13 protein-coding genes are annotated in these 17986 nt (G+C 67.7%); 7 read left to right on the forward strand and 6 right to left on the reverse strand.

Features of this window, described 5'->3' with window-relative positions; genetic code table 11:
- Window positions 1-279 precede the first annotated feature (279 nt).
- From ppdK to AC1RR5_RS25000, 4 genes are all read left to right on the forward strand, one after another.
- Window positions 280-2967, forward strand: coding sequence for a pyruvate, phosphate dikinase (ppdK, locus tag AC1RR5_RS24985; protein WP_492926157.1), 2688 nt, complete (start codon window positions 280-282; stop codon window positions 2965-2967).
- A gap of 76 nt (window positions 2968-3043) precedes the next feature.
- Window positions 3044-3706 carry an SAM-dependent methyltransferase gene (locus tag AC1RR5_RS24990; protein ID WP_492926159.1) on the forward strand — a complete coding sequence of 221 codons (663 nt, stop codon included), beginning with the start codon at window positions 3044-3046 and terminating at the stop codon, window positions 3704-3706.
- Window positions 3707-3794: 88 nt separating this feature from the next.
- On the forward strand, window positions 3795-4241 hold the full coding sequence (locus tag AC1RR5_RS24995) for a heme-binding protein (RefSeq protein WP_492926161.1): 447 nt from the start codon (window positions 3795-3797) through the stop codon (window positions 4239-4241).
- Window positions 4242-4251: 10 nt separating this feature from the next.
- Window positions 4252-5172, forward strand: coding sequence for a DUF4861 family protein (locus tag AC1RR5_RS25000; RefSeq protein WP_492926163.1), 921 nt, complete (start codon window positions 4252-4254; stop codon window positions 5170-5172).
- A 103-nt stretch (window positions 5173-5275) separates the two neighbouring features.
- On the opposite strand, the gene wrbA is transcribed toward AC1RR5_RS25000, so the two are convergent.
- Together wrbA and AC1RR5_RS25010 are read right to left on the reverse strand one after the other, a co-directional pair.
- Window positions 5276-5875 (reverse strand): NAD(P)H:quinone oxidoreductase, encoded by a 600-nt coding sequence (gene wrbA, locus AC1RR5_RS25005; RefSeq protein ID WP_492926165.1) that lies wholly within the window; start codon window positions 5873-5875, stop codon window positions 5276-5278.
- A 90-nt stretch (window positions 5876-5965) separates the two neighbouring features.
- Complete coding sequence (locus tag AC1RR5_RS25010; RefSeq protein WP_492926167.1) at window positions 5966-6664, reverse strand: pirin family protein; 699 nt, start codon at window positions 6662-6664, stop codon at window positions 5966-5968.
- Window positions 6665-6790: 126 nt separating this feature from the next.
- Between AC1RR5_RS25010 and AC1RR5_RS25015 the strand changes: the two genes are divergently transcribed.
- Window positions 6791-7684, forward strand: coding sequence for a LysR family transcriptional regulator (locus AC1RR5_RS25015; protein ID WP_492926169.1), 894 nt, complete (start codon window positions 6791-6793; stop codon window positions 7682-7684).
- On the opposite strand, the gene AC1RR5_RS25020 is transcribed toward AC1RR5_RS25015, so the two are convergent.
- From AC1RR5_RS25020 to AC1RR5_RS25030, 3 genes are all read right to left on the reverse strand, one after another.
- On the reverse strand, window positions 7685-8167 hold the full coding sequence (locus AC1RR5_RS25020; RefSeq protein ID WP_492926171.1) for a hypothetical protein: 483 nt from the start codon (window positions 8165-8167) through the stop codon (window positions 7685-7687).
- A gap of 68 nt (window positions 8168-8235) precedes the next feature.
- The gene (locus AC1RR5_RS25025) at window positions 8236-10839 is read right to left on the reverse strand and encodes a hypothetical protein (RefSeq protein ID WP_492926173.1); all 2604 of its coding nucleotides are present in this window, start codon (window positions 10837-10839) and stop codon (window positions 8236-8238) included.
- 111 nt (window positions 10840-10950) lie between these two features.
- Window positions 10951-12273, reverse strand: a complete 1323-nt coding sequence (locus AC1RR5_RS25030) for an Hsp70 family protein (protein ID WP_492926175.1) — start codon at window positions 12271-12273, stop codon at window positions 10951-10953.
- Window positions 12274-12497: 224 nt separating this feature from the next.
- On the opposite strand from AC1RR5_RS25030, the gene AC1RR5_RS25035 reads away from it, so the two are divergent.
- Together AC1RR5_RS25035 and AC1RR5_RS25040 are read left to right on the forward strand one after the other, a co-directional pair.
- Window positions 12498-14342, forward strand: coding sequence for a methyl-accepting chemotaxis protein (locus AC1RR5_RS25035; protein ID WP_492926177.1), 1845 nt, complete (start codon window positions 12498-12500; stop codon window positions 14340-14342).
- Between the two features lie 55 nt (window positions 14343-14397).
- Window positions 14398-15579 carry a BaiN/RdsA family NAD(P)/FAD-dependent oxidoreductase gene (locus AC1RR5_RS25040; RefSeq protein WP_492926179.1) on the forward strand — a complete coding sequence of 394 codons (1182 nt, stop codon included), beginning with the start codon at window positions 14398-14400 and terminating at the stop codon, window positions 15577-15579.
- Window positions 15580-15617: 38 nt separating this feature from the next.
- Here the strand turns inward: AC1RR5_RS25040 and AC1RR5_RS25045 are convergent, their stop codons facing one another.
- Entirely contained in the window at window positions 15618-17873 is a 2256-nt protein-coding gene (locus AC1RR5_RS25045; RefSeq protein WP_492926324.1) for a DEAD/DEAH box helicase, read from the reverse strand.
- Window positions 17874-17986: the final 113 nt, after the last annotated feature.

The raw sequence follows: 17986 nt of genomic DNA on the forward strand, positions 1-17986 counted from the left end.
CCTCAATCGTCCGGTTTCAGCTCAAGTCGCGGGTTTGCGGCGTGGATGTTCGAAAACTGGCCAAGCCTGCCAGTCGGACAACGTTGTCATTGGAATTATTTGCCGAATTCTCTTGTTATCGCTTGGAACGCAAAGCGCCAGTGGACGCGTTCTTGAGCGAAATGCTACTGAGACGCCCGGATATTGCACTGCGGGATCACGACAGAGCAGTGCTGTTCCAGGGCGAGACGACCTCCAAAGAGAGGCGCGGCCTTCTTCACTATCGCAGGGTGAGAACAAATGCCGGTTGAGACGTTGACCAAGGCCCGTTGGGTGTACGCATTCGGTGGGGGCGGCGCGGATGGCGACGCTTCGATGAAGAACCTGCTCGGGGGCAAGGGGGCCAATCTCGCGGAGATGTCCGCTCTGGGGCTGCCGGTGCCGCCGGGCTTCACGATCACCACCGAAGCCTGCGTCCACTACTATTCGAACGGCAAGCAGTACCCGGCCGAGCTGGCCGACCAGGTCAAGATCGGCCTGGCCAAGATCGAAGAGATCACCGGCAAGAACTTCGGCGACGTCGCCAATCCGCTGCTGGTCTCGGTGCGCTCGGGCGCCCGGGCCTCGATGCCGGGCATGATGGACACGGTGCTGAACCTGGGCCTCAACGACGAGACCGTCGAGGGCCTGGCCAAGCTGTCGGGCGACCGGCGCTTTGCCTATGACAGCTACCGCCGCTTCATCCAGATGTACTCGAACGTCGTGCTCAATCTGGAGCACCACATGTTCGAAGAGATCTTGGACGACCACAAGGATCGCCTGGACGTCCAGGTCGACACCGGCCTGACGGCCGACGACTGGGCCGAGGTCATCAAGGACTACAAGGCCGCCGTTCGCGACCACCTGGGCAAGCCGTTCCCGCAGGACGCCCAGGAACAGCTGTGGGGCGCCGTCGGCGCCGTGTTCGCCAGCTGGATGAACGACCGGGCCAAGTTCTATCGCCGCATGCACGACATCCCCGAGAGCTGGGGCACGGCCGTTAACATCCAGTCGATGGTGTTCGGCAATATGGGCGACACCTCGGCGACCGGCGTGGCCTTCACCCGCAATCCGTCGAACGGCGACAATCGTCTGTACGGCGAGTTCCTGATCAACGCCCAGGGCGAGGACGTGGTGGCGGGCATCCGCACGCCGCAGTCCCTGACCAAGGCCGCCCGCGAAGAGATGGGCGACGTCGCCCCCTCGATGGAAGAGGCGATGCCGGAGGTGTTCGGCCAGTTCAAGTCGGTGGTGGAGACGCTGGAGCGTCACTACCGCGACATGCAGGACATCGAGTTCACCGTCGAGCGCGGCGTGCTCTACATGCTGCAGACCCGCAACGGCAAGCGCACCGCCAAGGCCGCGCTGAAGACCGCCGTCGACATGGCGGCCGAGGGCGTGATCAGCAAGGAAGAAGCCGTCGGCCGCGTCGAGCCGGCCTCGCTGGACCAGCTACTGCACCCGACCATCGATCCGACCGCCCATCGCGACGTGATCACCACGGGCCTGCCGGCCTCGCCGGGCGCGGCGACCGGCAAGATCGTCTTCGACAGCGACGCGGCCGAAAAGGCCAACGCCGCCGGCGAAAGCGTCATCTTGGTGCGTGAGGAGACCTCGCCCGAGGACATCCACGGCATGCACGCCGCCCGCGGCATCATCACCGCCCGCGGCGGCATGACCAGCCACGCCGCCGTCGTGGCGCGCGGCATGGGCCGTCCTTGCGTCTCGGGCGCCGGCGATGTGTCGATCTTCGCCAAGGAAGGTCTGTTCCGGGTCCGTGGGCGCGAGTTCAAGGCCGGCGAGATCATCACCATCGACGGCTCGACCGGCGAGATTCTGGCCGGCTCGCCCAAGATGATCGAGCCCGAGCTGACCGGCGACTTCGCCACCCTGATGGGCTGGGCCGACGAGGTCCGCCGTCTGAAGGTGCGCGCCAACGCCGAGACGCCGCTGGACGCCAAGACCGCCCGCCAGTTCGGCGCCGAAGGCATCGGCCTGTGCCGCACCGAGCACATGTTCTTCGACGACACCCGGATCGCCGCCGTGCGCGAGATGATCCTGGCCGACGACGAGAAGGGCCGTCGCACCGCTCTGGCCAAGATCGCGCCTTTCCAGAAGGCCGACTTCGTCGAGCTGTTCACGATCATGGAAGGCCTGCCGGTCACGATCCGCCTGCTGGATCCGCCGCTGCACGAGTTCCTGCCGCACACCGAGGAAGACGTCGAAGCCGTGGCCCAGGCCACCGGCCTGGACGCCGCCAAGCTGCTGCGTCGCGCCAAGGAACTGCACGAGACCAACCCGATGCTGGGCCACCGCGGCTGCCGCCTGGGCGTCTCATATCCCGAGATCTATGAGATGCAGGTCCGCGCCATCCTTGAGGCCGCCTGCGAGATCGCCAAGTCGGGCAAGGCCGCTCCCGTCCCAGAGATCATGCACCCGCTGGTCGCCAAGGGCGAGGAGATGAAGTACCTGCGCGACCTGACCGACCGCGTGGCCAAGGCGGTGCTGGAAGAGCAGGGCGTCGACCTGAAGTACACCGTCGGCACGATGATCGAGCTGCCCCGCGCGGCTCTGCGCGCCGCCGACCTAGCCGCCAATGCCGAGTTCTTCAGCTTCGGCACCAACGACCTGACCCAGACGACGTTCGGCATTAGCCGCGACGACGCCGGCAAGTTCCTGGGCGCCTATATCGACAAGGGCATCTTCGAAAAGGACCCCTTCGTCAGCCTCGACCAGGAAGGCGTCGGCGACCTGATCCGCATCGCCGCAGAGCGCGGCCGCGCGGCCCGTCCGGACGTCAAGCTGGGCATCTGCGGCGAACATGGCGGCGACCCCGCCTCGATCAGCTTCTGCGAGAAGGTCGGTCTCGACTATGTGTCATGCTCGCCCTATCGGGTGCCGATCGCCAGGCTGGCGGCGGCGCAAGCCGCTCTCGCCGCCAAGGGCTAACCCAAGACAAGGGGCCTCGGACTGGACAGTCCGGGGCCCTTTCCCTATCCGGGGTCAGGTATCTCGGGGGAACTTCATGGCCTATCTGCGCTGGCGCCGGTTCACGGAGCTGATGTCCCTGGACCGTCCGTGGCTGGGCGAGCTGTTCATGCGCAAGCGCGGCAAGCCGATCGTCGCCGCGCCGGTCGAGAAGTGGGACGCCGAGTACCAGGACGGCATCTACGACCGCCTGGCCCGTTCCGAGCAGCGCCACCATCACCGCCTGCTGGCCGCCATGATCGCCGACCGCTGGCCCAATCCGCGCGTGCTGGAGATCGGGGCGGGCGAGGGCGTGTTCTACGAAGCCCTGCGCGCCCATCGGCCGGCGCGTTATGTCGGCGTCGACTTCTCCAAGCCCGCCGTCGATCGTGGCGAGACCCGCCTGGCGCCCGAGATCGCCATTGGCGAGGTCAAGATGCTGCTGGGCGACGGCCGCAGCTTCCAGACCGACGAGACCTTCGACATCGTGGTGTTCTCCGAATGCATCGAGCACCTGGGCGAGGTCGAGGACCTGGTGGCCCACTATGCCCCGAACCTGAAGCCCGGCGGCGCGGTCGGCCTGACCATGTGGCTGGCGCTCAAGCCGCTGCGCCTGTGGCACCGCCTGAAGGTGATGGGCGAGGTGCTGGACGAGGCGGTGATCAACACCCCCTGGGGCGGCGGATGGCTGGTCGCCGTGGTCCGCGCCAAGGCCGACTGACCGGTTGGATTATCCAATTTCAGATTTTGGCTAGACCAATTTTCGGCGCGCGCTATATCCGGAGGAGAGACTTCTGGGAGGGAGCACGATGCTGGCGATCCTGGCTTTTGCCGCAGGCATTGCGTCCGAGCCGCTGACGCTTCCGACCGCAATAGATCTGGCCAAGGCCGCGATCGACGCCTGCGCCGCCAAGGGCGCGCACGTCTCGGCCGCCGTGGTGGACGCCAAGGGCAATCCGCTGGTCGTCCTGCGCGACGAGCAAAGCCCCAAGCCGCCGATCGCTGCCCCGCGCAAGGCCAACGCCGCCGTGGTCTTCGACCAGCCCGGCAGCGTCATGGAGCCGCGCGAGAAGGCCGATCCCGAATTCGCCGCCAAGATCGCCGCCGATCCTGACCACCTGAACGCCCACGCCGGCTCGCTGCCGCTGCATGTCGGGACGGCTGTCGTCGGTGGCCTGGCGATCGCCGACACCACGCACGAGGCCGCCGATGCTTGCGCCCGCGCAGCCCTGGCCAAGTTCCCCCAATTCCACTGAGGCGTCCGACATGAAGAAGACACTGGCCCTCGCCACCGTCCTGGCCCTGTCGCTGGGCGCGGCCCAAGCCCAAGCCCAAGACCACGGTCCAGCCACGCCGCTAGCCAAGCCCGACGCCGAGGGCCAGAAGCCCCGCGCGGCCGTCACCCTGGCCCCGTACCGCTTCAACGACATCCTGTGGGAGAACGATCGAACCGCCCACCGGATCTACAGCCGCGACCTGGAGAAGGCCGAGCCTCCGTCGACCTCGGGCATCGACGCCTGGGGCAAGAGCGAGCGCTGGCCCTATATGGACCGTCAGCTGCGCACCGGCGACCAGCACGCCAACCACGGCGAGGGTCTGGACTTCTATGACGTCGGCACCGGTCGCGGCGCGGGCGGCCTGGGCGTGTGGGCCGACAACAAGCTTTGGACCTCGCGCAACTGGGCCAACTGGAAGGTGATCAAGAACGGGCCGGACGTGGCCGCGTTCAGCGTCGACTACGCGCCGTGGCCGGTGGACGTTGATCGCAAGGTCTGGGAGACGCGAACCTTCACCCTGCCGCTGGGCACCAACTTCACGCGGATGGTCTCGACCATCAGCTCCGACAAGCCGGGCCCGCTGGTGGTCGGCATCGGCATCACCAAGCGCAAACGCGCCAGCGGCACGGGCGTGTTCAAGAAGGATCTGGCCCCGGGCCGCGTGACCTTCTGGGAGCCGGCCGATCCGGAGAAGGGCTCTATGGCCATCGCCCTGATGGTGGATCCCGCCTCGGTCGTCGAGGTGCGCCAGGACTTCGACAACTACCTCGTCCTGATCAAGGTCGAGGCCGGCAAGCCCATCGTCTACTACATCGGCGCGGCCTGGGATAAGGGCCTGGACTTCCATACGGCGGCCGAGTGGGACGCCTATGTCGCGGCCCAGAAGCCGGACTTCGACCCCAAGCACTAGGCAAAACGAAAACCGCTCCGAGGCCTGGAGGGAGGGCCTCGGAGCGGTTCGTAGGCCGTCCGCCTTGGGGGAGGGCGCGGACGGCGGCTGCGGCTGTGGGGGATCAGCCGTGCAGTTTCAGAGCGGTCTCGGCGATCTTGCGGCCTTGGTAGCGGGCGCCGACCAGCTCGTTCTCGCTGGGCTGACGCGAGCCGTCGCCGCCGGCGATTGTGGTGGCGCCGTAGGGGCTGCCGCCGGTGACTTCATCCAAGGTCATCTGACCGGCGTGGCCATAGTCCATGCCGACGATCACCATGCCGAAGTGCAGCAGGTTGGTGATGATCGAGAACAGGGTGGTCTCCTGGCCGCCGTGCTGGGTGGCGGTCGAGGTGAAAGCCCCGCCGACCTTGCCGTGCAGCGCGCCACGGGCCCACAGGCCGCCGGCTTGATCCAGGAACGCGGCCAGCTGCGAGCTCATGCGACCAAAGCGGGTGCCGGTGCCGACGATGATGGCGTCGTAGTCGGCCAGCTCGGCGACGGTGGCGACGGTCGCCTCTTGGTCGAGCTTGAAGTGAGCGCCCTTGGCGATCGCTTCTGGAACAGTCTCCGGCACGCGCTTGATGTCGACCGTCGCGCCGGCTTCGCGGGCGCCTTCGGCCACGGCCTTGGCCATGGTCTCGATGTGGCCGTACGACGAGTAGTAGAGGACGAGAACCTTGGCCATGGCGGCCTCCTTGAGAGAAATGTCGGTGAGGAAAGTCGGACGCGAGGCTAGGGTTTCCTCGCGTCCCTTTCTTGAAGGAACCGGTGACGCTTAGGCGGCGTCGACCAGCACCAGTTCGGCGTCTTCCAGGGCGGTGATGGTGATCACCTCTTCGTTCTTGATGCCGGCGCCGTCACGGGCGTTCAGCTTGACGCCGTTGACTTCAACCACGCCGACGGCCGGGACCAGGTAACCGCTGCGCCCCTTGCCCAGGGCATAGGTGGTGCTCTCGCCGGCCTTCAGCGTCGCGCCCAGAACGCGGGCGTCGGTGCGGATCGGCAGGGCGTCGGTGTCATCGGCGAAGCCCGAAGCCAGGGTCACGAACTTGCCCGAACGGTCGCCCTTGGGGAACGGCTTGGCGCCCCAGGACGGAGCCGCGCCGAAGGTCTTGGGCTCGATCCAGATCTGGAAGATCCGGGTGGTTTCCGGCTCGAGGTTGTACTCCGAGTGACGGATGCCCGTGCCCGCGCTCATCACCTGGACGTCGCCAGCCTCGGTGCGGCCCTTGTTGCCCAGGTTGTCCTGGTGGGTGATCGCGCCGTCGCGGACATAGGTGATGATTTCCATGTCGCTGTGCGGATGCGGCGGGAAGCCGGTGTTCGGAGCGATCTCATCGTCGTTCCAGACCCGCAGCGCGCCCCAGTTCATGTTGCTGGGATCGTAGTAGCTGGCGAACGAGAAGTGGTGCTTGGCGTTCAGCCAACCGTGGTCGGCGCCGCCAAGATTATCGAACGGCTTGTGGATGATCATGGCTCTAAACCTTTCCCTCTGGAGTGCGCCGCGTCGGCGCTTTCTGTTGAGGAGAAGATAGGCTTCTGCGCAGGATCCGAAATGGAAACTGTTGAAACTCATTGTTTCCAAAACTAAGCTACCGCCATGTCCAAGCTTCCCGATCTCGAAGGCCTCGCCGTGTTCGCCAAGGTGGTGGAGCTGCGCTCGTTCGCCGCCGCCGCCGATGACCTGGCCATGTCCAAGGCCACGGTCTCGAAGGCCGTCACGCGGCTGGAGGAGCGGCTGGGCGCCCGGCTCTTCAACCGCACCTCTCGACGCCTGGCCCTGACCGACGCCGGCCAGTCCCTGGTCGAACGCGCGACCCGCGTGCTGGCCGAAGCGCAGCAGGCCGAGGAGGAGGCCTCCAGCCAGTCTTCGGCCCCGCGCGGTCTGGTGCGCATGGCCGTGCCGATGTCGCTGGGCATCACCAGCCTGGCGCCGGTGCTGCCGGGCTTCTTCGAGCAGTATCCCGACGTCTCGGTCGACCTGCACCTGTCGGACGCCACGATCGACCTGGTCGGCATGGGCTTCGACCTGGCCCTGCGCGTGGCAGCGTTGCCGGATAGCTCCCTGGTCGCTCGCCGCCTACGCGCCGTGAAGCGCCACGTGGTGGCTTCGCCGGGATACTGGGACAAGAGCGACCGCCCGACCCATCCCGCCAGCCTGGCCGAGCATCGCGGCCTGACCTATGGCCACCAGTCCGCGCCTGAGACCTGGCGCTTCCAGAAGGGCGCTGAGGAGGCCTCGGTGCGGCCCCGGTCGGTGATCCGCGCCAACAACGGCGACGCGCTGGTGCCGTCGCTGATCGCCGGCGTCGGGGTGGCGGTGCTGCCGGACTTCATCGTCGGCCCGGCCCTGGCCGATGGGCGGCTGGAGGAGATCCTGGTCGACTGGACCGCCGCGCCGATCGCCCTGCACCTGGTCATGCCGCCCGGCGGGCCTCGGCCGGCGCGGGTCGAGGCCTTGGCGAACTATCTGGCCAAGGCGCTGGGGCGCTAGCTACTTCACCCGCTTGAAGGTCAGGCTCTGGTCCGGCGGACCGGGCTGCCCGTCGACGTCCTGCTCGACCTTCAGCGTGTCTGGATCGGCCAGCCAGACCTTCATCGACTGCTTGCGGCCGGTCTTGTTGCTGGTCACGGCGCTGATGCCGTGCGGGCCGTCGCGGTGGACGCTGATCATCACGATCTGGGTGTTGACCACGGCCTTGGTCGGCGTGCCGTCCAGCGGGGCATCGGCGAACTGGATGGCGGCCAGGCCTTCCTCGTCCTCTTCGATCAGCGTCCAGGCCAGGCTCTTGCCGTCGTCCTTGGTGACGTCGACCTCGGCGGCGATCGGCGCGGGACCGGTCAGGGCCTCGTTGAAGGTCGAGGCCTTGAGATCGATCGTCCAGCGGCCCGCCGCGCCCAAGGGTGCATTCTGGGCTAAGGCGGGCGTCGCCAGCAGGCTGGCGGCGATCAGAAAGGGAAGGGCGGTGCGGGTCATGAAACGCCTCCGTACGGGTTCGCCATCAGACGCCCGCCAAGCCTTGGCCGTCTAGAAGCTTTCGCGCTTTACAGGCTCTCGACCTGCGCCGGCGTGAAGGACCCGACCTGCATGGGGCTCATCGAGGCCAGGTTGGTGCTCGACAGATAGTCCAGCTGGTTGATGGTCAGGCCCGGGATCTGGACGGGCAGGATGTAGCTGACCTGGGTCGTGGTCAGGCTGGAGATCACCGAGGTCGACAGCGAGCCCAGCTGGGTGGCGCTCAGGCCCTGCACCTGGGTGGCGTTGAACTGGGCGAAGGCGGTCGAGGACAGGCTGCGCAGCTGGAAGGCCGAGAGACCCTTCATCGCCGAGGGCGTCAGCGCGGCGATCTGTTCGAACGCCATGGCGCCAAGGTTGGTCACTGAGATCGCCACCACCTGCGACGCCGTCAGGGACGCGACCTGGGTCGTGGTGAACTCGCCGATGTCCGTGGTCGACAGGGCGCTGAGCTGGGTGGCGCTGAGGCCGGCGACCTGGCTGCTGTTCAGGGCCTGGAAGGCGGTCGTGTCCAGGGCGCTGATATAGGTCTTCGACAGGCCGCCGAGCTGGGTCCCCGACAGGGCGTAGAACTGCGAGGTCGAGAACTCGCCGTAGTCGGCGTCGGTCAGGCCGCCCATCTGGGTGGCGCTCAGCCCGGCCAGCTGGGTCGAGGTCAGGGCCTGGACCTGGTCCTGGCTGAGGCTGTTGAAGTTGCTCGTGCTCAGCGCTCCCATCTGGGTGGCGGAGAGGCTGGCGACCTGGCCCGTGGTGAACTTGGCGAAGTCGTATTCCGACAGGCCGCCGATCTGCGTCGCCGTGATCGCCGCCTGCTGGCTGGCGGTCAGGGCCTGGATCTGGTCGTGGTCGAGGCTGTTAAAATTGGTCGTGCTCAGCGCGGCGAACTGGGTCGCGCTGAGGGCGGCCACCTGGCTGCGCGTGAAGCGGGCGAAATCGACGGGCGCCAGCGCCTCGATCTGGGTCGTGGTGACGCTGGCCAGTTGCGTGGCGCTGAAGCTCTGGACCCGGTCCCAGCTGATGGCGCTGAAGGCCGTCGTCGACAGGCCGGCGATCTGGCTGGGTTTCAGCAGCTGCACCTGCTCGGCCGTGAACTCACCCATGTCGGCGTCGGTCAGAGCGCCGACCTGGGTCGTGGTCAGCGCGGCCAGCTGGGTCGCGCTCAGGGCCTGGACCTGATCCCAGCCCAGGCTGTTGAAGTTCGTGGCGCCCAGCGCGGCCACCTGGCTGGTGCTCAGCGCCTTGATCTGGGTGGGCGACAGGGACGACAGGCCGGTCTGCGACAGGCCGCTGATCTGGGTGGCGCTGAGGCTGGTCAGCTGTGTCGTAGCCAGCGCCTGGATCTGCACGTCGCGGAAGGCGTTCAGCTGCGTCGCCGTCAGGGCCGCCATCTGGGTGGTCTTGAGCAGCCCGATCTGCGACGTCGTCAGCTCGGCGATCTTGGTCTCGGACAGGCCGCTGATCTGCGTCGAACTCAGCGCCGCCATCTGGGTGGTGTTCAGGGCCTCGACCTGGCCCTGGCGCAGGGTGTTGAGCTGGTCGGTGCTGAGCGCCGCCACCTGGGTCGTGCTGAACAGCTTGACCTGATCGGGCGTGAACAAGCCGAGCGTGGTCTCCGACAGGCTGCGGATCCGCGTGGTGTTCAGCGTCGCCACCTGGGTCGTGGTCAGCCCCTCGACCTGGAATTGGCTGAGGCTGTTCACCAGGTCGGTGGTCAGGGCGTTGAACTGGCTGGTGGCGAAGCTGCTCAGCTGGTCAGCCGAGAACTCGGCCAAGTCGCTGTCGCGCAGCTGGCTGATCTGGGTGGTCGTGATCGCCGCCAGTTGGGTCTGGTCCAGGCGACCGATCTGGAATGACGACAGCCCGCCGAAGCCCTCGACGCTGAGGCCGGCCAGCTGGGTGGCGCTGAAGCTCTCGACCAGGCCGTCGGCGAAGGCCGCGGTCTGGGTCCCGCTCAGGGCCGACAGGCGGGTGGCCGACAGCAGGCTGAGCTTGGTGTCCAGATTGGCCACCTGGGTCGGCGACAGCGCCTGGAGCTGGGTCGTGCTCATCCCGCTGACCTGGGTGGCGGTCAGCGAGGCGATGCGGGTGCCTTCGAACGATTGCACGAGGTCGGTGGACAGACCCGAAAGCTGGGTCGAGGTCAGGGCCTCGAACTGGTCGCGCGACAGCTCGCCCAGGTCGGTGGCGCTGAACGCCGCCATCTGGGTGAAGGTCAGCTGCGAGAGCTGGGTCAGGTTCAGGTTCGAGATCTGGTCGGCGTCCAGGCCCGTGAAGTGAGTGGCGTCCAGCGCGCCGACCTGGGTGGCGGTCAGGATGTGCAGCCGCTCGGCGTCCATCTTGGCCAGTTGGGTAGAGGTCAGGGCGTTCAACTGGTTGCCGCTGAACGACGCCAACTGCTCGGCGTCGAACATCAGGTTCTGGGCGAAAGCCGGAATCTGGGTGGCGGTCAGCCCCTTCACCGCCGTGTTCGACAGGGCCGAGACCTGGGTGGCCGAGAGGGCGCCGACCGAATCCTGCGAGAGGGCGCCGACCTGCGTGCCGCTCAGCGTCTCGAGCTTGGTGGCCGAGAGAGTCTGGACGGTCGTTACCGACAGCGCGGCCATCTGGGCGGCGGAGAGGTACGAAATCGGCACTGGACTCGTTACCCCACAAGGTCGCGACGGGAATCGATCGCGTTAACCATACGGGAAAGCCGCCAGCACGACCATGCGGCGAACTGGCTGCCTTATAGGCTGCGCGCCCAGCTAGCCCGCGCGCATCGTCCAGAGGTCGAGGTCGGTCTCGCGGCCGATCAGGGCCAGGCCCGAGGCGATGGACTCGAACTCGCCGCCGCTCTCGATCTTCTCGGCCCCGAAGCGGCGCAGGAAGATCTCGCGCACGGCCGGCACGAACGAACTGCCGCCGGTCAGGAAGACGCGGTCGACACTAGCCTCGGTCAGGTTGGCGCGCTCCAGGGCCTGGCCGACGGCGGTCTCGATCGCGGTCAGCTCGGGGGCGATCCAGCCTTCGAAGTCAGTGCGCTGGACCTGCTTCTCGATCTCCACCGAGCCGGCGGCGAAGTGGAAGGTCGCTTCCGTCTGGGCCGACAGCGCCTCCTTCAGCGCCGAGACCGACTTGTAGAGGGCGTAGCCGTGATTGCCGTCCAGCACCTCGATCAACGCCGCGATCTTTTCGGGCTCGACGGCCGTACGCTCCAGGGCGCGGATGTCGCGCATGTCCTTGGACGCGCGCAGCAGGGCCAACTGGTCCCAGCGGGCGAAGGCGGCGTAATAGCGCTGCGGGATCGGTAGGGCGTTGGAGAACGAGCGGTACTCCGAACCCTTGCCCAGCTCGGGCGAGACCAGCTGGTCGATGATCCGGTAATCGAAGGCGTCGCCGGCGATGCCGACGCCCGACCGCGACAGCGGCGTCGAGCGCAGCGTGCCGTCGGCGTCGCGCTCGAACCGCACCAGCGAAAAGTCGGACGTGCCGCCGCCAAAGTCGGCGACCAGCACGGTGGCGTCCTGCTTCAGCTGGCGAGCGAAGAAGAAGGCAGCGCCGACGGGCTCGTAGGCGTAGCGGATGTCCTCGAAGCCGAGGCGCTTGAACGCCTCTTCATAGCGGGTCAGGGCCAGGGTCTCGTTCGGCGATGAGCCGGCGAAGGTCACGGGGCGGCCGACGATGATGCGCGGGGGCAGGGCGTCCAGCTGGGGCGCGGCATGCTCCTTCAGGCGCAGCAGGAAGGCGGCCAGCAGGTCCTCGAACAGGTAGCGCTTGTTGAGGATCCGCGTCTCGGTGAAGGCCTGCGAGGCGGCGAAGGTCTTGAACGACTGGATGAACCGCGTTTCCAGCGGGTCTTCCAGATAGGACTCGATGGCCCAGGGGCCGGCCTCGACCACGCGCTCGTTCACCGCACCGTTCTGGCCCTGCACGCTGTGGAAGCTGAGCGCCGAGCGGAAGGCGAACAGGTCGCGGTTGTCGATCGAGAAGCGAACCAGATGCGCGTGATCGTCGCCGTGCGTCAGCGAGACGACGGTATTGGTGGTGCCGAAGTCGACGCCAATGGTCGGCGCAAGGAGGGCCGTCATGGGGATGGCTCGATATGGTCGGAACGGGGAGGGGCGTGCGTCGTAACGCCTACGCGAAGAAGGTCAAGCGAGATGACCCTTTTAAGCGCTCATTTACGGTCGGCGCCGGACCCTGCCGAGCAATTGAGCCGGAAACAGGACGATTCGCCTGACACCGGTGTCGCCGAAGCGCGAAAACTCAGTGGACGCAGTGTTGGGGCGTCCGGTGTATTTGGGGGAACGCTGTGAAGCTCGACGATCTGAAGGTCTCTTCGAAGGTTCTGCTGCCGGCCGTCGTGCTGGCTATCGCCACCGTGGCCTGCGCCGGCCTGGGTGTCTGGCAGCAAAAGAGCGCCGACGCGGCGACCGCGGTGCTGGTCAAGCATCGCTCGCCGGCCGAGGTGCAGTCGGCCCGCTTCCTGCGCCGGATCAGCATGATGGGCTACGCGGCCCACCGCACGGCGACCTATGAGGGTCTGTCCGAACAGGCCGCGTCCGCTTCCAAGGAACTCGACAAGGTTTATGGCGAGGGCAAGGAGAGCCTCGACAAGATCACCGCCGCCGATCCGACGACCGCCGACTATACGGCTGGCATGAAGACCAAGCTGGATGCGGCCTATGCCGACGCCCGCTCGGCCGCCGACCTCGCCCTGAAGAACGACGACGCCGGCGCCGTCAGCGGCCTGGCCAAGGTCGATCCGGCCATCGACGCCATGGCCAAGGAAGGCAAGGCCTGGGGCGACGTCTACAACAAGGAGACGGCGGCCATGGTCGCCACGGCCAGCAAGGCCGCTGCCGCCGGCTCGTGGCTGACCCTGCTGGTTGGCCTGGGCGCCGCCGCCTGCGGCATGGGCTTTGCGCTCTATATCGGCTCGCACAAGATCTCGCGCCCGGTGCGCTCGCTGTCGCGCAGCATGACCGACCTGGCCGACGGCAAGCTGGACGTCGACGTGGTCGGCGCCGGCCGCAAGGACGAGGTCGGGCTGATGGCCCGCGCCGTCCAGGTGTTCAAGGACAACGCCGTGGCCCTGCGCTCGTCGGAAGCCGAACAGGCCCGGATCTCGGCCGCCAGCGACAGCGAACGGGCCCACAACGAACAGGTCTCGTCGGCCGCCGCGCGTGAGCAGGCCTTCGTCATGGATCGCCTCGCTGGCGCCCTGTCGCGCCTGTCGAACGGCGACCTGACCGTGCGCATCACCGACGCGTTCCCGGCCGGCTACGAGGCCATCCGCAACGACTTCAACGGCGCCATCGTCCAGCTGGACGAGGCCATGAGCGGCATCGTCGCCGTGGTCGGCACCGTGGGCTCCAGCGCCGATGAGATCGCCGCCGCCGCCGACAACACCGCCCGTCGCAGCGAGCAGCAGGCCGCCAGCCTGGAAGAGACCGCCGCGGCCCTCGACGAGATTACCGCCACCGTCCGCCGCGCCTCGCAGGGCGCCGGCGAGGCCAGCCGCGTCGTCACCTCGACCCGCTCGGACGCCGAGAAGTCCGGCGAGGTCGTGCGCGGCGCCGTGGCGGCCATGACCGGCATCGAGCAGTCGTCGTCCAAGATCGGCAACATCGTCGGCGTCATCGACGAGATCGCTTTCCAGACCAACCTCCTGGCCCTGAACGCGGGCGTCGAGGCCGCACGGGCGGGCGAGAGCGGCCGCGGCTTTGCCGTCGTCGCCCAAGAAGTGCGGGCCCTGGCTCAGCGCTCGGCCGATGCGGCCAAGGAGATCAAGATCCTGATCAACGCCTCGACCGCCCAGGTCGGCGAAGGCGTGCGCCTGGTCGGCCAGACCGGCGAGGCCCTTGACGGCATCGTGCTGAAGGTCGGCGAGATCGACGCCCTGGTGTCGGAACTGGCGGGCTCGGCCCAGGAACAGGCGCGCGGCCTCAATGAGGTCAATACCGCCGTCAACCAGATGGACCAGGGCGTGCAGCAGAACGCCGCCATGGTCGAGCAGGCCACGGCCGTCAGCCATTCGCTGAAGAACGACATTGGCGGCCTCGTGAAGATGGTCGGCCGCTTCCAGGTCAGCCAGGCGGCGCCGGCGCAACGCCAGCAGGTGGCCTCGCGTCCGGGCTATCGCCGCGCGGGCTGATTGACTTCCTCGGCTTGCTCGGCTCGAACGGGGCCGAGCAAATCGTAGGAAGACCTTGGAAAACTTCGACGTCCTGGTGATCGGCGCGGGCGCGGCCGGCATGATGTGCGCCATCGAGGCCGGCAAGCGCGGGCGCTCGGTGCTGGTGATCGATCACGCCAAGGCGCCGGGCGAGAAGATCCGCATCAGCGGCGGCGGCCGGTGCAACTTCACCAACACCGGCGCGTCGATCCATAACTTCCTGTCGGCCAACCCGAAGTTCGCCCTATCGGCGCTACGTCGCTACCGGCCGAAGGACTTCATCGCCCTCGTCGAGCGCTACGGCATCGCCTACCACGAGAAGACCCTGGGGCAGCTGTTCTGCGACGGCTCGGCCAAGCAGATCATCGACATGCTGCTGATCGAGATGAAGGCCGGCGGCGTTAAGCTGCGGCTGGAGACGAGCTTCCAGGACATCGCCAAGACCGAGACCGGCTTCGAGGTCGAGCTGTCGTCCGGCAAGGTCGCGTGCGCCTCGCTGGTGGTGGCTTGCGGCGGCAAGTCGATCCCGAAGATGGGCGCGACGGGCCTGGGCTATGAGATCGCCAAGCAGTTCGGCCTGAACATCGTCGAGACCCGGCCGGCGCTGGTGCCCTTGACCTTCGAGGCCGGCATGCTGGCGCGGCTGGTCCCGCTGTCGGGCGTGGCGCTGGATGCCGTGGTCGCCCACGGCAAGACCAAGTTCCGCGAAGGCATGCTGTTCACCCACCGGGGCCTGTCGGGACCTTCGATCCTGCAGATCTCGTCCTATTGGCGGGAAGGCGACGAGATCCGGGTCGACATGGCGCCCGGCGTCGACGCTCTGGCGACGTTGAAGGCGGCCCGCACGGCCTCGCCGCGCCAGGCGGTGGCGACAGTGCTGTCGACCCTGGTCCCCAAGCGCGTGGCCCAACTGATCGCGGACGAAGAAGCGTCGGGCAAGGGCAACATCGCCGACTGCTCTGACAAAGTGCTGGGACCATTGGCGGCGGCGGTCAACACCTGGACCTTCAAGCCGGTCGGCTCGGAAGGCTATCGCACGGCGGAAGTGACGCTGGGCGGGGTCGACACCGACGAACTGGACACGCGCACCCTGGAGGCCAAGGCCGTGCCGGGCCTCTACTTCATCGGCGAGGTGGTCGACGTCACCGGTTGGCTGGGCGGCTATAACTTCCAGTGGGCCTGGGCGTCGGGGTGGTCGGCGGGCCAAGAGGCCTAAGAAAAAGCCCCTCCGGTGAGGGAGGGGCTCTTCGTCATCTACTTCTTCTTGAAGGGCTTACCGGCCGGCTTGCCGCCGGGCTTGGCGTCGAAGCTCTTGGCCTTGAAAGGCTTGGGGCCCTTGAACGGCTTGCCCGGACCCGCGTCGTCGCGCTTGCCGGCGTAGGGCTTGGCGTACGGCTTCGGGCCGGCGGCGTTGTCGGCGAAGCTCTTCTTGAAGGGCTTCTTCGGACCGTCGCCGTCCGCGCGCGGGGCGCGGGGCTTGAACTCGCGCGGCGCGTCGGCGCCGGCTTCGTGACGCGGCTTGAAGGCGCGCTTGGGAGCGCCTTCGGAGTCCTGCGGCGAGTACGGACGCGGGGCCTCGTCACGCGGCTTGAAGTCACGCGGCGCATCGTTGTCACGCGGGGCGCGGCGCGGCTTGTAGTCGGCCTTCGGCTCTTCGCCACGGCCGTACGGCTTGGCGTTGCTGACGCCGTCGTCGCCATAGCTGGACGGACGCGGGGTGTGGTCGCGCGAGCCCGGGGCGTTGGCGCGCGGCGCATAGGGACGATCCTCACGCGGCGGGCGCGGCTTGAACTCGCGCGGCGCATCGTTGTCGCGGGGCGGACGCGGCGTGAATTCGCGACGCGGACCGGCTTCACGTGCGGCCGGGGCCGCGGTCGGAGTGATCGAGACGTCTTCACGCACCGTCTGCTGGACCGCAGCGCCGAACTTCACAGCCGCTTCGGCCGAGATCTCGAACTTGGTGTCGTAGTCGAAGATCCGGATCGACCCGATGTCCTTCTTGGTGATGTGGCCCAGACGGCAGATCAGCGGGATCAGCCACTTGGGGTCGGCGTTGTTGCGACGGCCGGTGTTGAGGCGAAACCACTCCGAACCGTCCATGCTGACGCGTTCCGGACGATCGCCGAAGTCGCGCTCGCCGCCAAACTCGCGGGGCTCACGCGGCTCGCGGCTGCGCGGACCCGGATCGGCGCCGTGGCGCGGATCGTCATAGATTTCTTCCGGGGCCGGCAGCTTGGCGCGGCGGGCGCGGATCAGGGCCGAGGCCAGTTCTTCCGGCGTGCGCTTTTCCAGCATGGCGGCGACCAGGCCGGCGTCATCCTCGTTGGCGGGCTCGGAGAAGATCGGATCGTCCAGCAGGCGTTCCTGATCCTTGGCGCGGATCTCGTCGGCCGTCGGGGCGCCGCCCCACTGGCCTTCGACGCCGGCGGCCATCAGCAGCTGCTCGGCCTTGCGACGGCGGGTGTAGGGGACGACCAGGGCCGAGACGCCCTTCTTGCCCGCGCGGCCGGTGCGGCCCGAACGGTGAAGAAGCGTCGCCTTGTTGACCGGCAGTTCGGCGTGGATGACCAGGCCCAGGTCGGGCAGGTCGAGGCCGCGCGCGGCGACGTCGGTGGCGACGCAGACTCGGGCGTGACCGTCGCGCAGGGCTTGCAGGGCGTCGGCGCGTTCGCGCTGGCTCAGCTCGCCCGACAGGCCGACGACGTCGAAGCCACGCTCGCGCAGCTTGGAGTGCAGCGACCGGACGCTTTCACGGGTGTTGGCGAACACCAGGGCGCCGGGGCTTTCGAAGAAGCGCAGCAGGTTGACGACCGCGTGCTCGACCTCGTTCGGCGCGACGCGCACGGCGCGATATTCGATGTCGCGGTGCGGCTCGTTGCGGCCGATGGTGTCGATGCGGATGGCGTCGTTCTGGTAGCTCTTGGCCAGCTGCACGATGTCGCGCGCCAGGGTGGCCGAGAACAGCAGGGTGCGGCGCTCGGCCGGAGCGGCGTCGAGGATGAACTCGAGGTCCTCGCGGAAGCCCATGTCGAGCATCTCGTCGGCCTCGTCGAGGACGGCGACCTTAAGCTCCGACAGGTCCAGGTGACCGCGCTCGATGTGGTCGCGCAGGCGGCCCGGGGTGCCGACGACGATGTGGGCGCCGTAGTTCAGGGCGCGCTGCTCGCGGCGAGCGTCCATGCCGCCGACGCAGTTGACCACCACGGCCTTCGCCTCGGCGTACAGCCAGGTCAGCTCACGATTGACCTGGATGGCCAGTTCGCGGGTCGGGGCGATGACCAGACAGAGCGGCGCGGCGGCGCGGCCGAAGATCTCTTCTTCACCCAGCAGGGTGGGAGCAGCGGCCAGGCCGAAGGCCACGGTCTTGCCTGAGCCGGTCTGGGCGCTGACCAGCAGGTCGCGGCCTTCGGCGTCGGCTTCCAGCACGGCGGCCTGGACGGGGGTGGGCTCGAGATAACCTTGAGCGGCAAGAGCCCGCTCAAGAGCGGGGTGGGAGGCGGGGAAGGGCATATCGGTCCAGTTCATTTGCGGCCGCGCACACAAAAACGCGCGGCTCGCGCCAATGACCAAATCGGGCCCCCTGAAGCCTGTAACGCTTCCCTCGGACCGCTTATTGGTCGAAT

It is taken from the genome of Caulobacter sp. GW821-FHT11E11 (assembly GCF_058808315.1).

What these genes read in the sequence shown, in the direction of transcription:
- AC1RR5_RS25045 (WP_492926324.1), bottom strand. Translation starts at nt 17,873, where the DNA reads ATGCCCTTCCCCGCCTCCCACCCCGCTCTTGAGCGGGCTCTTGCCGCT.
- ppdK (WP_492926157.1), top strand. Translation starts at nt 280, where the DNA reads ATGCCGGTTGAGACGTTGACCAAGGCCCGTTGGGTGTACGCATTCGGT.
- AC1RR5_RS25015 (WP_492926169.1), top strand. Translation starts at nt 6,791, where the DNA reads ATGTCCAAGCTTCCCGATCTCGAAGGCCTCGCCGTGTTCGCCAAGGTG.
- wrbA (WP_492926165.1), bottom strand. Translation starts at nt 5,875, where the DNA reads ATGGCCAAGGTTCTCGTCCTCTACTACTCGTCGTACGGCCACATCGAG.
- AC1RR5_RS24990 (WP_492926159.1), top strand. Translation starts at nt 3,044, where the DNA reads ATGGCCTATCTGCGCTGGCGCCGGTTCACGGAGCTGATGTCCCTGGAC.
- AC1RR5_RS25030 (WP_492926175.1), bottom strand. Translation starts at nt 12,273, where the DNA reads ATGACGGCCCTCCTTGCGCCGACCATTGGCGTCGACTTCGGCACCACC.
- AC1RR5_RS25010 (WP_492926167.1), bottom strand. Translation starts at nt 6,664, where the DNA reads ATGATCATCCACAAGCCGTTCGATAATCTTGGCGGCGCCGACCACGGT.
- AC1RR5_RS25020 (WP_492926171.1), bottom strand. Translation starts at nt 8,167, where the DNA reads ATGACCCGCACCGCCCTTCCCTTTCTGATCGCCGCCAGCCTGCTGGCG.
- AC1RR5_RS25000 (WP_492926163.1), top strand. Translation starts at nt 4,252, where the DNA reads ATGAAGAAGACACTGGCCCTCGCCACCGTCCTGGCCCTGTCGCTGGGC.
- AC1RR5_RS24995 (WP_492926161.1), top strand. Translation starts at nt 3,795, where the DNA reads ATGCTGGCGATCCTGGCTTTTGCCGCAGGCATTGCGTCCGAGCCGCTG.